Source organism: Azonexus sp. IMCC34839 (assembly GCF_047047955.1).
In the GTDB taxonomy this organism is placed as follows: domain Bacteria; phylum Pseudomonadota; class Gammaproteobacteria; order Burkholderiales; family Rhodocyclaceae; genus Azonexus.
The window spans coordinates 3111837-3127553 of record NZ_CP150631.1 but is presented as its reverse complement, the minus strand read 5'-3'; the positions used below and the strand labels follow the sequence as shown (position 1 = coordinate 3127553).

At 63.1% G+C, this 15717-nt stretch carries 12 protein-coding genes; 11 read left to right on the top strand and 1 reads right to left on the bottom strand.

What is annotated here, in order from left to right:
- The first annotated feature begins 88 nt into the window (after nt 1-88).
- The 10 genes from WIF35_RS15275 to WIF35_RS15230 all read left to right on the top strand — a co-directional run bounded on the left by WIF35_RS15275 (nt 89) and on the right by WIF35_RS15230 (nt 13259).
- Nucleotides 89-1891 (top strand): type II secretion system protein GspD, encoded by a 1803-nt coding sequence (locus tag WIF35_RS15275; protein ID WP_412479086.1) that lies wholly within the window; start codon nt 89-91, stop codon nt 1889-1891.
- Nucleotides 1892-1900: 9 nt separating this feature from the next.
- Nucleotides 1901-3163: a tetratricopeptide repeat protein gene (locus WIF35_RS15270; RefSeq protein ID WP_412479085.1), complete on the top strand. Its 1263-nt coding sequence runs from the start codon at nt 1901-1903 to the stop codon at nt 3161-3163.
- A 7-nt stretch (nt 3164-3170) separates the two neighbouring features.
- Nucleotides 3171-4877: a GspE/PulE family protein gene (locus WIF35_RS15265; RefSeq protein WP_412479084.1), complete on the top strand. Its 1707-nt coding sequence runs from the start codon at nt 3171-3173 to the stop codon at nt 4875-4877.
- Between the two features lie 2 nt (nt 4878-4879).
- Nucleotides 4880-6079 (top strand): type II secretion system F family protein, encoded by a 1200-nt coding sequence (locus tag WIF35_RS15260; RefSeq protein WP_412479083.1) that lies wholly within the window; start codon nt 4880-4882, stop codon nt 6077-6079.
- Nucleotides 6076-7590, top strand: a complete 1515-nt coding sequence (locus WIF35_RS15255) for a hypothetical protein (RefSeq protein WP_412479082.1) — start codon at nt 6076-6078, stop codon at nt 7588-7590. The genes WIF35_RS15260 and WIF35_RS15255 overlap by 4 nt, the downstream gene beginning before the upstream one ends.
- Complete coding sequence (locus tag WIF35_RS15250) at nt 7587-8189, top strand: hypothetical protein (protein WP_412479081.1); 603 nt, start codon at nt 7587-7589, stop codon at nt 8187-8189. Before WIF35_RS15255 ends, WIF35_RS15250 begins: the two co-directional genes overlap by 4 nt.
- Nucleotides 8186-8551: a hypothetical protein gene (locus WIF35_RS15245; RefSeq protein WP_412479080.1), complete on the top strand. Its 366-nt coding sequence runs from the start codon at nt 8186-8188 to the stop codon at nt 8549-8551. The genes WIF35_RS15250 and WIF35_RS15245 overlap by 4 nt, the downstream gene beginning before the upstream one ends.
- Nucleotides 8548-11163 (top strand): hypothetical protein, encoded by a 2616-nt coding sequence (locus WIF35_RS15240; RefSeq protein ID WP_412479079.1) that lies wholly within the window; start codon nt 8548-8550, stop codon nt 11161-11163. Before WIF35_RS15245 ends, WIF35_RS15240 begins: the two co-directional genes overlap by 4 nt.
- A 9-nt stretch (nt 11164-11172) precedes the next feature.
- A complete protein-coding gene (locus WIF35_RS15235) occupies nt 11173-11853 on the top strand; it encodes a type II secretion system protein (protein WP_412479078.1) in 681 nt (226 codons plus the stop codon).
- Between the two features lie 92 nt (nt 11854-11945).
- A complete protein-coding gene (locus WIF35_RS15230) occupies nt 11946-13259 on the top strand; it encodes an adenylate/guanylate cyclase domain-containing protein (RefSeq protein ID WP_412479077.1) in 1314 nt (437 codons plus the stop codon).
- On the opposite strand, the gene WIF35_RS15225 is transcribed toward WIF35_RS15230, so the two are convergent.
- Entirely contained in the window at nt 13234-14925 is a 1692-nt protein-coding gene (locus WIF35_RS15225) for a hypothetical protein (RefSeq protein ID WP_412479076.1), read from the bottom strand. The two genes, WIF35_RS15230 and WIF35_RS15225, sit on opposite strands and share 26 nt — an antisense overlap.
- Before the next feature lie 131 nt (nt 14926-15056).
- Here WIF35_RS15225 and WIF35_RS15220 point away from each other — a divergent pair, with 131 nt between their 5' ends.
- Entirely contained in the window at nt 15057-15713 is a 657-nt protein-coding gene (locus WIF35_RS15220; RefSeq protein WP_412479075.1) for a prepilin-type N-terminal cleavage/methylation domain-containing protein, read from the top strand.
- Nucleotides 15714-15717 lie beyond the last annotated feature (4 nt).

Below are 15717 nucleotides of genomic sequence, written 5' to 3'. Positions count from 1 at the left end.
TTTTTGAAGCAAAATATGACAAGCCCCCACATCCCGTGTTAGCATTTTTGTCACCTAGCGACCCTCCCTTCAGACAAGGCAAATTCCGATGAAAATCGGTTTCATCTGCGCGAGCGCCCTGATGCTCACCCTGGCTGGCTGCACCGCTCCCCAGCCGAAGGAGCCATTGAAGGGTCACCTGAGTAGCGAAAGCACGCCGCCCCCGCAGACGGGCAACATTCCCGCCCCGGTATTGAATACCCTGGCCCTGCCCAAACCGCAGCCGGCGCCGAAGGCTGAAACCTACAGCGTGGTGGTCAACAACGTTCCGGTCCGCGACCTGCTGTTCGCGCTGGCGCGCGATGCCAAGGTCAATGTGGACATCCACCCCGGTATCAGTGGCAATGTCACCCTCAACGCCATCGACCAGACCTTGCCGCAACTGCTTGCGCGCATCGCCAAGCAGGTCGACATGCGTTTCGAACTGGACGGCCCCAATCTGGCGGTCATGCCCGACTCGCCTTTCCTGAAGCATTACAAGGTGGACTACGTCAACCTGGCGCGCAACGTCACCGGCACGGTATCGACCAATACGCAGATTGCTACCGGCACTTCGGCCGTCAGCGGCGCATCGGGCGGTGGCGCAACACCGGGCGGTGGCAGTGCCGGCAACATTTCCAACACCCGTATCGAGAACACTTCGCGCAACAATTTCTGGGATTCGCTGGAAAAGAACATCAAGGACATCCTGCGCGAAACCGACAAGATTCTGCCGGAAGGCTCGAGTGAGACGGTCGTCGAGCAGAATGCCGCGCAGAGCGCAACTGGCACGGCCGCCCTGCCGCCAACGCTCGGCCAGCGAGCCGGCCAGGCTCTGGCCAATGCCCTGCAAGCCAATCCGAATCCAAACTCCAGCAGTCAATCCGCCGGCACTTCCATCGTTCGTCGCAACACTTTCCGCGAAGCCGCTTCGGTCATCATGAACCCGGAAAGTGGCGTCATCACGGTACGTGCCACCCAGCGCCAGCACGAACGCATCCAGGAGTTCATCGACCGAGTCGCCAACTCGGTGCGCCGCCAGGTGTTGATCGAAGCCACCATTGTCGAAGTCACGCTGAAGGACGGTTATCAGCAAGGCATCAACTGGTCGCAGATGGCCAGCGGTGGCGCCGTCAAGTTCATCGGTAACGCCCTGACCGGAACCGCCAAGAATCTGACCTTCGAGAAGGGGGACAATCCGACGGCGATCATCACGCTGCTCGAATCCTTCGGTACGACCAAGGTCCTGTCCAGCCCGCGCCTCTCGGTACTGAACAACCAGACCGCCCTGCTCAAGGTGGTCGAGAACTACGTCTATTTCAACGTCAAGGCCGATACGACAACCACTGCCAACGTCGGCACCACGACCACCTATACGACGACACCGCAATCGGTTTCGGTCGGCCTCGTGGTCAGCGTCACGCCGCAAATCAGCGACAGCGACATGGTCGTGCTCAACGTTCGCCCGACCATCACCAGCGTCGCCCGCGAAGTCGCCGATCCGAACCCCGATTTGATCAAGAACTCCATCAACAATCTGGTGCCGGTCATCCGTACCCGCGAGATCGAGTCGATCATGCGCGTCGGCAGCGGCAACATCGCCATCCTCGGCGGGCTGATGGAAGACAAGATCGACTACCAGAACCAGCGCGTGCCCTTGTTCGGCCGCATTCCGCTCGCTGGAGAACTGGCCAACGACCGCAACAACGCCGCCCAGAAGACCGAATTGGTCATCCTGCTACGCCCGGTCGTCATCCGCGACCCGAGCCTGGACGGCGACTATGCGGCAATGCGCGGCTACCTGCCCAACGCCGGCTTCTTCGCCCAACCGAGCGAGGCCCAGCCGTTCAACAACGTCATGCCGAGTCGCTGAGGTTCGTCGATGAGCCTGTTGATGGACGCCCTCAAGCGGGCCGAAGCGAGCAAGCAGGAAGCGGCGCGCAACCAGGCGGAACCGGCGCTGCCCCAGCATGAAGGGGCGCTCAGCCTGGAGCCTCTGCTTGACGACAGCCCCAAGACTTCGGGCAAGCCCTTGCCCGATCTGGCCTCCCATCTCGACGCTGTTGACGCCGATCTCGCCATTTCCGCACTCCCTGAACCGCCACGCCCCAAGGCACCTGCCGCAACGAACGCGCCCGCCCCGAACGCACAAACGGCGGCTCGCGAAGCAGTGCGCCAGGCATTTGCCGCCAAGATGGTGGAGGAGAAACCGTCACGCCTGCCACTCTGGCTGGCCCTGGGTGCCGCTGGCATCGCCGCGCTCGGCATCGGCGGTTACGTCTGGTATCAAGTCAGCGGCCTGAATCGCAACTCGCTGTCGGCGCCCAGTGCGGCAACACGCCCTGCCACGCCCCCTTCAGTGGCGACGCTCCCGTCGTTGCCGCCCAGCCAGGCGCCGGTGCCGCCTTTGCCCGTCCCGCCGCCCGCGGATTTTGCCCAAAATGGCACGTACACCGCAGCAGAGCCCCCGGCCGAAGCCATCGCCCCACCGCCGCGTGCGCAACGCGACCTCGTTCCGGTGGCCGAACCTCGTTCGCCGGTCCGCCTGAGCAAGTCGCGTCCGGAAGCCGACCCGGCCTTGCTGCGTGGTCACGCCAACCTGCAACGCAATGAAATCGAGCTCGCCCGCCGCGATTTCGAATCGCTCCTGCAGCGCGAACCGAACAACACCGACGCCCTGCTCGCCCTCGCCGCCATTGCCGCTCGCCAGGGCCGCAGCGGCGACGCCGATCAACTGCTCCAGCGCGCCCTGGTCGCCAACCCGAGCGATCCGAACGTGCTCGGCAACGTGCTCAATGGCACGCCGAGCGGCACCGACCCGCAGACGACGGAAAGCCGCCTGAAGGGACTACTCTCGGCCCAGCCCGAATCGGCCGTACTCAATTTCGCCCTGGGTAACCTCTATGCCCGCCAGGCCCGCTGGCCGGACGCGCAGCAGGCCTATTTCAACGCCGTTGCGGCCGACGGCGGCAATCCGGACTACCTGTTCAATCTGGCGATCAGCCTGGACCACATCCGCCAGCCCAAGCTGGCCGGCCAGCATTATCGCCTGGCGCTGGAGGCTGCCGACAAGCGTCCGGCCGGTTTCGACCGCGAGCAGGTCCGCCGCCGTCTCGGCGAACTACAAGCGGCGCAGCAACCCTGAGGCGGCCATGAACAGCCCTGCTGCCCACCGCCGACCGCTCGGCCAAATCCTGATTTCCGAGGGCATCCTCTCGGAAGACCAGCTGCGCATCGCCCTGCTCGAGCAGATGAAGCAGAACCAGCCGATCGGCAAACTGCTGGTCTCGCTCGGCTTCGTCACCGAAGCCACGCTGCGTTCAGCGCTCTCGGAAAGCCTGGGCAAACAGAGCATCGACCTGACGCACGCGGTGGTCGACCCGCAGGCCTTGAAACTGCTGCCGCGCGACCTGGCCAAGCGCCATCACTTCCTGCCGCTCGACTTCGACGTGCAGACGCAACGCCTGACGCTGGCCGTCGCCGACGTGAACGACATCGTCGGCCTCGATCGGGTGCGCAGCCAGATGCCCGAAGGCATCGAGATCGACACGCTGCTCGCCGGCGAATCGGAAATCGACCACGCCATCGACCAGTACTACGGCTACGAGCTATCGATCGACGGCATCCTGCACGAAATCGAAACCGGTGAGATCGACTGGCAGAGCCTATCGGCGACTGACGACGAATACAGTCAGCCGGTCGTCCGCCTGATCGACTCGATCCTGACCGACGCCGTCAAGCGCGAGGCCTCCGATATCCACTTCGAGCCGGAAGCCAATTTCCTGCGCATCCGCTATCGCATCGACGGCATGCTGCGCCAGATCCGCGCCCTGCATAAGTCCTACTGGCCGGCGATGACCGTGCGCATCAAGATCCTGTCGGGTATGAACATCGCCGAGATGCGCGCACCGCAGGATGGCCGCATCAGCCTGAGCGTTTCCGGCCGCCCGATCGACTTCCGCGTCGCCAGCCAGCCGACCATCCACGGCGAGAACATCGTGCTGCGCATTCTCGACCGTCAAAAGGGCATCGTTCCTCTGGAAAACCTGGGCCTGGCCGACGACCACCTGTACCAGCTCAAGCTAATGATCAGCCGGCCGGAGGGCATCATCCTGGTCACCGGTCCGACCGGCAGCGGCAAGACGACCACGCTGTACTCGGTACTCAACCACATCAACAGCGAGGGCATCCACATCATGACCCTCGAAGACCCGGTCGAATATCCGATGGCGCTGGTCCGCCAGACCTCGGTCGCCGAAGCCGCCAAGCTCGATTTCGCCAACGGCATCCGCTCGATGATGCGGCAGGATCCGGACGTCATCCTGGTCGGCGAAATCCGCGATGCCGAAACCGCCGAAATGGCCTTCCGCGCGGCCATGACCGGTCACCAAGTCTATTCGACCTTGCATACCAACTCGGCCATCGGTGCCGTACCGCGTCTGCTCGACATCGGCGTGCTGCCCGACATCATGGCCGGCAACATCATCGGCATCGTCGCCCAGCGCCTGATCCGTCGCCTCTGCGAACACTGCAAGATGCCTTACCGGGCCGAGCCGCACGAGGTGCGCCTGCTCGGCCAGGCGGCAACCGAGCCGCAGCCCCTGCTGTTCCGCGCCACCGGCTGCGAACGCTGCGATTTCCAGGGCTATCGCGGTCGCATCGCGATCATGGAGTTGCTGCGCATCGACAGCGCCATCGACGAATTGATCGCCCGCCGCGCCACCGCCCACGAAGTCCGCCAGCGCGCCCTGAGCCAAGGCTTCCGTACTTTGGCCGACGACGGCATGCGCCAGGTGCTGGCCGGCACGACCTCGCTCGAAGAACTGGCGCGCGTCGTCGACCTGACCGACCGGATGTAGCCATGCTCTACGACTACAAGGCCGTCAGCGTCGAAGGGCGCATGCAATACGGACGACTCGACGCGATCAATCTGGTCGACCTGGAAATGCGCCTGAAACGCATGGATCTCGACCTAGTCACCGGCAACCCGGTGCAGCAGCGCTCGCTGTTCGGCAAACGTGCCATCCCGCGACCGGAGCTGATCAATTTCTGCTTCCATCTCGAGCAGTTGTCGCAAGCCGGCGTACCCATCCTCGAAGGCCTGACCGATCTGCGTGACTCGACCGAACACCCGCGTTTCCGCGAGGTGATCGCCGGCTTGATCGAAAACATCGAAGGCGGCCAGACGCTCTCTGAAGCCATGGAAGCCCAATCCGATGTGTTCAGCCAGGTCTTCGTCAACCTGATCCGCGCCGGCGAGGCGACCGGGCGCCTGCCCGAGGTGCTGGCCAGTCTGACCGAATCGCTGAAATGGGAGGATGAACTCGCCTCGCACACCAAGAAACTCTTGATGTACCCGAGCTTCGTCGCCACCGTGGTCATCGCCGCCACCGTCTTCCTGATGATCTACATGGTCCCGCAACTGAAGAGCTTCGTGAAGAACATGGGGCAGACGCTACCGCCGCAGACCAAGGCACTCTTTTTCGTTTCTGACCTGCTGGTCGCCTGGTGGCCGCTGCTGATCATCTTGCCCATCCTTGGCATCGTCGCCCTGCAACTGGTCCTGCAAAGCAATCCGCTCGCCCGCGTCCGTTTCGACGGCATCAAACTCGGCCTGCCAGTGGTCGGTGGCATCCTGAAGAAGATCATCCTGTCGCGCTTCGCCAACACCTTCGCCATGCTCTATTCGTCGGGCATCCCGGTACTCGAATCGATCCGCACGACGCAACACATCGTTGGCAACCGGGTCGTCCGCCAGGCCTTGCAGCGCGTCGAGCAATCGATCCGCGAGGGGCGCAACGTCGCGGCCGCTTTCCACGATGTCGGCCTCTTTCCGCCGCTGGTCGTGCGCATGCTGCGCGTCGGTGAAAACACCGGCGCACTCGACAAGGCCCTGCTCAACGTTTCCTATTTCTACAACCGCGACGTCAAGGAATCTGTCGGCAAGGCCCAGACCATGATCGAACCGCTGCTCACGCTGATCATGGGTGCCCTGCTCGGCTGGATCATGCTGTCGGTCATCGGACCGATCTACGACGTCATCAGCCGGCTGAAGACATGATGCGCCAGCGGCTGCTCTACCTGAACACCCATCGGCTAACTGCCTACGCCTGGCAGCACGGGCATCTGTCGGTCGAGGATGTGTTCGACAACAACGATGCCGAATACGAGCGTTTCGCCCGCTATCTGGGCGACCACGCCGACAGCCACTACACCCTGCTCGCCAACGTCGGCGAGGAAGGCCATGTCGTCGAGACCATTCCCTTCCTGCAAGGCAAGGACCGCCAGGCGCTGATTACCCGCAAGATCGGCCAGCATTTTCTCGGCAGCCCGCTTTCCCTCGCGGTTTCGCTCGGCTACGAAAAAACCGCGCGCAAGAACGAGCGCCTGCTGCTCAGCGCGCTGACCAATCCGGCTCATTTCGAACCGTGGCTGCAGCGCCTTGATGCCGCCGAGGCGCCCCTGACTGGCGTTTATTCGGTTTCCCAACTCGGCGGGCTGTTGCTGAAAAAGCTCGGGCACCCGAACAAGCGCGCCCTGCTGCTGACCCTGCAAGACCATTCGATCCGCGAGAGTTTCCTGGTCGACGGCCAGCCCATCTTCTCCCGCATGGCCCCGCTGAGCGACAGCAGCATTGCCGGTATCGCCGCCACCTTCGTCGCCGAGGCCGGCAAGCTGCATCAATACCTGCTCGGCCAACGCCAGGTCGGTCGCGATGAAAAAATGCCAGTCTTCATCGTCGCGCATGCCTCGACCCTACCGGCCATCGAGCGTCACCTGCCGGAACGCAGCCCGCTCGAATTCGCGCTGATCGACAGCCTGTCGGCGGCGCACGCCCTGCACCTGAAATCGCCGCCCGAGGACAACCGCAGCGAGCGCCTGTTCCTGCAATTGCTCGCCACGGCCCCGCCGGCGCAGCAATTCGCTGCCGTCGCGCATCGCCACCATCACCTGATCGGCAAGCTGCGCACCGGTATCCTGGCTGCCGGCCTGACCGTGCTGCTTGGCGGCCTGCTGTTCGCCGCCAAGGAGGCCTACGAAAGCCACAGCCTGCGTGGGGAAGCGGAAGAACTGGCAGCCAGCGAAGTCCAATTGCAACAACGCTACCGCGATATCGCCGCCACTTTCCCGCAACTCAGCCTGGACAATGACACCTTGCGCCGGGTGACCACGCGCTACGGAGAATTCCAGACGCAGCAGCGCCGTCCCGACAGCCTGTGGCGCAGCATCAGCCGCGCCCTCGATCAGATGCCGGCGGTACAGCTCGAAACGCTGGACTGGAAAATTGGCCTTTCCGGCAAGTCCACCGCAGCAGTCGGCCTCGCCGGCAACCTTGAGAGCGCCACGCTGCGCGGCACGCTCAACCTCGAGCGCGCCACGCCACGCCAGACCTTGACCGCCTTCGACCGCCTGGTCGAACTGCTCGGCAGCGACCGCAACCTCCTGGTCAATGTGGTGCAGCAGCCCTTCGACCTCGAATCCGGCCGTTCGCTGCGCGGCGGCGACAACGACGATACGGCCATGCAGTCCCGCCCCTTCGCCATCGAAATTTCGCGGAGCCTGACGCCATGAAATTCGGTGCGCGCGATCTCCGCCGTCTCAGCCTGCCGCTCCTGCTGGCGGTACTGATGAGCGCCATTGGGCTCAGCGTCGCCTACTTCACCGCCCGCGATGCCCAAAATGCCGCCGGCAAGCGCGAAGCCGCCGAACGCGCGCGGCGCCAGATCGAGCAACGCCTGTCCCAGGTACGCACCGAAGAAGAAGACCTGAAGCAACGCGCCACCCTGTTCCAGCAACTGGAAAAGCGCGGCATCATCGGTGACGAAAAACGCCTAGACTGGACCGAGTTGCTGGCCGAGACCCAACGCGAGCTGCGCATCCCCGGCCTCAAGTACGAATTCGGCGCCCAGATGCCGGTCGACGCCGGCAACGGCACCCCCTACAGCTGGTTTGCCAGCCCGGCCAAGCTGCAACTTCGCCTGCTGCACGAAGAGGATCTGCTGCGTTTCCTTGAGCGCATCCAAGGCTCGGCCAAGGCGATGGTACTCGTTCGCTCCTGCAAAGTGGCACCGCTGGCGCGCGTCGGCGACAACCGCGAAGCCTTCGCCCAGTTCGTCGCCGACTGCGAAATGCAATGGCTGACCTTGCGCCCCACCGGAAAAGCGAAATGAAGGCCTGGCTCCTCGCGCTCCCCCTCATCCTGCTCGCCTCCACCTGCCCGGCGGAAAGCGAAAGCCTGGGCCGCCTTTTCCTGACACCGCAGCAGCGCGCCGCCCTCGACCGGCAACGCCTGCAGAATCCCGGCTTCCTGCCCAATGCGCTGGATGGCGAAAGTGCCGTCACGCTGAACGGCGTTATCCGCCGTAGCAGCGGCAAGCGCATGCACTGGATCAACGGCGAAGCCGACTGGGACAATGCCATGCCGCCGCCGCAGATTCCGGTCGGCGACACCCTGCTGCCGGCCACCGGCGAGCGCCAGAGCGTCATCGGCGACGGCCAGATCGTCATCAGACGCGGCGGCAAAGCCAAATGAAACCCACCGCCCCGCCTGGCCGACAACGGGGCGTCGCATTGTGGATGCTCCTGATCCTGCTCGCCACGACAGGCGGTTACCTGTTCTATCGCGGCAACAATCTCGAATTCAGTGCTGCCCGCCAACGCACCGAAGTCGCCAATACGCTGGCCAGGGCCAAGGAGGCGCTGATCGCCTATGCCGTGACCGATGCCGAGCGGCCCGGCAGCCTGCCCTGCCCCGATCTCGTCACCAACTCGGCCGGGCTTAGCAATGTGCCGGGCGACGGCAAGACCGACTTCTTCACGACCAACATCTGCCCCAGCTACGTCGGCTGGCTACCGTGGGTCACGCTGAAGCTGCCTGAACTCACCGACGACACGGGCACCCGCCTGTGGTACGTGCTCGCTCCCAACCTGCGCAACCACAGCAGTGCCCAGCCAATCAACAGCGACACGGGCAGCGGGCTGACCGTCGATGGCAACACTGACATCGCCGCCCTGATCATCGCCGCCCACAGCCCAGTCACCGGCCAGACACGACCATCGAACACCCCGAGCGACTATCTCGACGGCGAAAACGGCAATGGCAACGACAACATCTACGTCACCGGCCCGCGTAGCGACACCTTCAACGACGAAGTGCTGATCGTCACCCGTCAGGAGTTGATGGCCGCCGTCGAAAAACGCATCGCCAACGAAGTGCGCAGCTGTCTGGACCAACACGCGCTGTCGTCGGCCAACCCGCAGCAACGTTACCCCTGGCCCGCGCCCTTCTCGGCCAGCAGCTACCAAGGCAAGGAAAACAGCCTGTTTGGCCGCGTCCCGAGCACACAACCGACGAGCGGACCGGAAGCCGCCTTGCAGGCGGTGTTGGCAAGGCTGACGCAAACCCTGACCCTGCTCTCTGCGGCCACGGACGGCAACGCCCAACTCACCGCACTGAACACCCTGGCCGACGCGCTGCTGCAAGCACGCAATCTGTTCGATGCCATCTTCTCTTCCGCCAACCAGCTCAAGCAATACGCCGACAATGTCCTGGGCGAGATGCAATCGCTCGACACCGCCATCGATCTAGCCGTCGCCAATGGCCGTATCGCGGTCAGCGAAGGCACCACCATCCGCTCCCTAAGCGGCAGCACGACCGACACCGACCAGGCCACGCTGCTCCGCGCCCTCGACGAACTCGGCCTCGACGCCTTCCCCTGGCAACTGCAGCAATGGCAAACATCGCTCGCCGCCACCACGAGCGCCGCCGGCCTGCAGACGCTGGGCAATGCCATCGCCGACCATCTCGCTGCGACAACGACGGCTCGCGCCGACATCCTGCCGGCGCTCAGCACCGCCCAGAGCGCCGCCAACACCGCCGCGGCCTCAGCCCGCTTGGCCGCACAGATGCCCTGGAACGCCGTCCAACTCACCGCCGCCCGCAACGACGCCAACGCTCTGCGTAGCGCCCTCGCCAGTTTGCAGCAGGCCGTCGAGGCCAGCCGCGTATCGATACTCTCCGGCGAAGCTCGTGATCTTCGCGACGCCCTGTCCAGCCTGAGTTCCGCACTCTCCAGCGCGCCCAACGAAACCAATCTGACCAGCCTGCGCACAGCGCTGGCCAATGCGAAAACGACCGTCGAAGGCATCACCACCGGTGTATCGGCTGTGGTCACCGCCCGCAATGCGTCCACCGCCGCACTGGCCAGCGCACTCACCGCCGCCCAAGCCAGTTCGCCGGACTATGCCGCGGTCGCGACGGCCATGAGCGCTGTGCTGACCAGTCTCGACGGACTGCGCGCTGCCATCGCCGGCAACGAAGCCGTCGACAACAACCTCACCCACACCAGCCTGGCCGCCGCCATCACCGCCTACGACAGCGCTCGCGATGCCTTCGTCAGCGTCGATACACGCCGGCCTCGCCCCAACCAAAGAACCATCACGCCCTACGCGACGACTTTGGACACTGCTGCGGTGCACATCGCTATTTGGGCAAAAACCATTTCTGACAACGCCGCGCTGATCGCCCCCCTGGCCAAGGCCAACCCGGTCGCCAGCGGCACCAGCGCCAGCAGCGCCGCGGTGCTCGACACTTCCGGCTACGCGGCCGCGAGTTCCGCCCTCGCCGGTCTGCAAGCGAGCAGCGGCACACTGGCCGCCTTGCAGGCCTATCTGGCAGCCCCCAACGCCGAGCGGCAAGCCCAGGCCATCGCTGCGCTCGCTGCCACCGTCAACCAGATCAATCAGGTCATCAGTCGCGGCAACGCGCTCAATGCGCTGTTGTCGAGCAGCAAGGCCAGCGCCAGCCCGATCATCTGGCTGGCCAGCCGCTGCGATTTCCTGCTGGCCAATACCGCCAGCTGGTGGAGCAACAACGCCTGGAGCAATACCCTCTTCTATCAAATAAGCCACCCATTGCGCACCGTGCCCGGCCAATTGACCGTCAACGCAACCCGCAACCTGCACGTCGTCGCCATTGCTGCCGGGCGAGCCCTGTCCGGCCAAAACCACGGTACGCAATCCGTCGCCAATTTCCTCGAAGGAAGCAATGCCGACGCTTCGCGCAACGGCGACGCCGCCACTCCCAGCCTGAGCTTTACGGCGACGCCGCCTTCGGCTACCTTCAACGACAGACTGGCTTACTAGGCCTAACGCATGCCCCGCCCGCTCCGCTTCCAAACCGGTTTCTCGCTGATCGAACTGACCATCGTTCTGGTCATCATTGCGCTCTTGTCGAGCGGACTGATCCTCGGCATCACCGCCCAGCGCGACGCTATCGCGAATCAGGACGCCCAGCGCCAACTCGACAACGCCCGCGAGGCACTGCTTGGTTTTGCCATCACGAACGGCCGCCTGCCCTGCCCCGCCGTGGCCACCCTGGCCACGTCCGACGCCAACGCCGGCAAGGAAAACTGTGCCAGCCAGCACGGCGTCCTGCCCTGGGCTACCCTCGGGCTGCCCGAAACCGATCCCTGGGGTCAGCGGCTGACCTATTACGCCAACAATAATTTCACCACAGCCGTCGCAGCCGGTGCCACAGCTGCATTCACCCTCGACACAGTGGGCAACGCCAGTATCAAAGAGTCGCTTGCCGCCGGCAGCGACCTGGCCAGCGCCTTGCCGGCAGTCATCGTCTGTCACGGCAGTCGCGGAGCGGGCGGGTATCAGAACAGCGGCAGCCAAATCCCCGGCGCTGCTGGCGAAGAGGCCGAAAATGCCGACGCCGACACCCTGTTCATTGCCCACACCCCGACCGAGACCTTCGACGACCTGCTCACCTGGATCAACCCGAGCATCCTGAAGTCCAAGCTGGTCGCCGCCGGAAAATTACCCTGACATTTCTTCATCACACTTTTTGCATATTGACCTAGCGGAGCACGACTGCCACACTGGATATACCCCATCCAATGCAGCCAGATAACGAGTCCGTGTCCAATCGGCCATCCTTCCTCGCCTCGCTACGCAGCGGCGGTATCCGCCCCGAAGACGACGCCGAAACCCGGTTGCAGAAGTCGCTACTGGTCTTCGCCACCGGCCTGGTATGCACGGGGTCGATGCTCTGGCTCTTCCTCTACGGGCAAATGGGCCCCGGGTTCTCGGTCACCGCCCCCTTTGTCTTCCAGATGCTGCTGGTCGGCAACCTGCTCTACTTCTTCCAGAGCGGCAATTTCAATCTTTTCCGCTACCTCCAGCTGGCGCTCTTCCTGTTTGCACCGTTTGCCGTCCAATGGAGCATCGGCAACTTCATCACGGCCAGCGGCACCAGCCTGTGGGGGCTGCTCGCCCCGATCGGTGCCATCCTGTTCTTCGGCGCCCGCGAGTCGATTGCGTGGTTCGTTGCCTATATCGCCCTGACCGCGATGTCCGGCTTCTTCGATTACTTCCTGGCCGACGTCATCGCCAGCACGCCAGCGAAGGTGCCGATCAAGACCAGCGTCTTTTTCTTTGCCCTGAATTTCGCGGCCATCTCAAGCATCGTCTATCTGCTGGTGCGTTATTCGGTGATCGAAAAAGCCAAGCTCCAGGCCAACTTGGAAGAAACCCACCACTTACTGCAGCAGGAACAGGAGCGATCGGAGCGTCTGCTGCTCAACATCCTCCCCGGCCCCGTGGCCGAACGGCTGAAGCACGACTGCCAGACCATCGCCGATGGCTTCGGCGACGTGACGGTGATGTTCGTCGACATCGTCAATTTCACCAAGGTCGCCGAGGGCATGACGCCGCAGCAGGTTTTCGCCATGCTGAACCGGATATTCTCGTCGTTCGACGAACTGGCCGAGCAGTTCGGCATGGAGAAGATCAAGACCATCGGCGATGCCTACATGGTGGCCGGCGGCCTGAACAACGAACAGAGCAATTACACCCGCTCCATCGCCGAACTGGCGATGGCCATGCGCGACCTGCTGCAACGCGATTACGCCGTCAACGACATGCATCTCGACGTACGTATCGGGATCGGGACCGGCCCGGTCGTCGCCGGCGTCGTCGGCAAGAAGAAATTCATCTACGACCTCTGGGGCGACACGGTCAATCTGGCCAGCCGCATCACCAGCGAGGGGGTGCCCGGCATGATCCAGGTCGACGCCACCACCTACAAACGCCTGGCTGCCGATTTCGCCTTCCATGAGCCGCAGACCATCTATCTGAAAGGCAAGGGCAACACCGTCGTCTATCGCCTGATCGGCAATCAAGGCAACGACCCGGCAGCCGCCCCCATCACATTGGACGAGCTGACAGGCTGAACTCGACCAGCCCCGGCTCGTTGATGCTCAATTCCAGCCGATAGCCCGCCGCTTCCGCCTGACGGGCAGCATGGAACAAGCCGATCCCCAGGCCATCCTCCGACGGTACCGGCTCACGCAAGAGCACGGCCGCCATATCTGGCGCGATGCTGTCGCCATCGTCCCGAACTCTCAAGGCGCCGTTCAGGAAAGATACACGGACTTCCAAACTGAGGTTCCGCTGGCGCTTGGCCAGAGTATTCTGCAGCAGGTTCTCGGCCACACTGTCAAACAGCGTCCCGGGCAAACGCTTGCCCGGCTCTGCCTCGCCTTCCCAAAGTAGATTGGCATGCGCATAGCGCTCACGCAACGCCGCCCACCATACGGCAGCATCCGCCCATTCCGGCACCTCCAGACTGGGCGCCTGCAATTTGTCGAGCGTCCCCTTCAGGCGCTCGGCAATCTGCGGCAACTGTCGCCGCAAGAGGCCACTGAGTTCCGCCGGATCGGCCGGCTGAGCGGCGGCATAGCACAGGGTTTGCAGGGATTGCAGCAGGTTCTTCACATCGTGCGTGACCCGCGCCCCAGTCTCGTAAACCGCCCGCTGATAATTCAGGCGCTGCAACTCGTACGCCTGACGCTTCACCTGATAGAACTCCAGCGCCAAACGGAGCAGCCACTCCAGATGCCAGCGCATGGCCGGCGAAGGTGGATGGCGAAAATATACGGACAACAAGACCCCATCCACTTCGCATCCATGGGCGTGGCCGGTTGCCTCGCCAAACGAGGCGCCATCGCCATCCGCCCGATTTTCCCAAGCGGCGCCCAGCACCCACGGAATCGTTTGCAGGCGCTGGCATATGAGATTCAGGAAACGGCGAGGCTCGGGCTCGCGCACTCGATCTTCGGCCAATTGCACCAGCCACTGCTCGACCGGCATGCCCACGCTCAACAAATAGCGCGACAGCGCCGAGCCGATCCCCGAAAAACCGCCGCGCGGATTCCAGGCCCAGGCAACGAGCAGCAAGGCGCCGGCCAAAGCCAGCGAAGTATGGACCAGTGCCCGGATATACCCGACACCGCCCACCAGCATATACGCCAAAGCCCCCAGAACGAACACCGCCAGAACCAGAAAGACCAGCACTCCGTAGAACAAATCGAAGGCATCGCCGGCACGACGACGCGGCGCCTGGGCAGGGAACAAAACCAGCGAGGGCAGTAACCAGGGCAACCAGCGGGCGAACAGCTCGCGCGGTAGCGGATCGGTAGACACGGTTGCCGAAACTTCAGGCACGACACCCAGCACCGTCACGGTCACCAGAAAACCAAAGGCCAGCAGATAACCCGAGCGCTCCCCACGTCGTTCGGTCCATAACACCCGCCCGCCGATAGCCGCGCCCAGGGCTCCACACCAGATCAGCAATAGCCAGGGATTCAGGAACAGGGTCGACAACAGCACCGCCCCCAGCAACAGCGCTCCTTGCCCCAGGCTGATTCGCCGCTCGCCGGCCACGAAAGGCTGCCACATCAGAAATAGCCCGATGGCAACAACCCACAGGACCCTGAGCACAGGGCTGTGCCAACCGCCGAAAGCCAAAGCATGCAGGGCCAACAGGTGGCCAGCCAAAAGCAGATGGGGATGTTGGCTCAAACGATAGCCGAAATCCGCCCGCCAGCCAGCGTTCATATTTCAACCAAACTGTTCATTTATTGACACCACGAATGCCACAAATCGCAAAAAACCACCAAAAACCCCACAAAAGAGAATAGGCACATTTATTGCACGTGTGATTGCATCCACTCATTACGGAGCATGCCATGAAAAGCCACCAAAAAGGCTTCACCCTCGTCGAAATCGCCATCGTTCTGGTCATTATTGGCCTGCTACTGGGCGGTGTACTGAAGGGGCAGGAACTGATCACTCAAGCCAAGATCAAGAACGTCGCCAACGATCTGACTGGGATTACCGCAGCCATTTACGGGTATCAGGATCGATACAAGCGCTTCCCAGGCGATGACAGCGGAGCAGCAGCTCGCTGGGCCAACCCAGCGGCTACAAACGGCAATGGAGACGGTCAGGTTACGGGCGAATTTAATGCCAACGCTGCTGGTACGGAATCCAGAGAGTTTTGGCAGCATCTTCGTCTTGCCGGCTTTGTGGGTGGCGACACTGCCACCAAGGATCAACCCAACAACGCTGTTGGCGGAATTTTAGGAGCCCAAACTAACACTGGCGCCGCTGGAGCCGTTGAGCTTGCAGGGCTCGTTGTCTGCACCTCCAACCTACCTGGAAAAGTCGCTGTAGCCATTGATACGCAGTTTGACGATGGCACCCCAGGTCGCGGAACGGTCCGTGGCTATACTCAAGCCGGCAACGTTGCTGCTGACGGTGGTGCAAACCCATCACGTGCAGCCTCAGCTGCGACCTATATTGATGATGGAGTGACTCTATATACAGTTTGCAAAACCCTCTGATTAA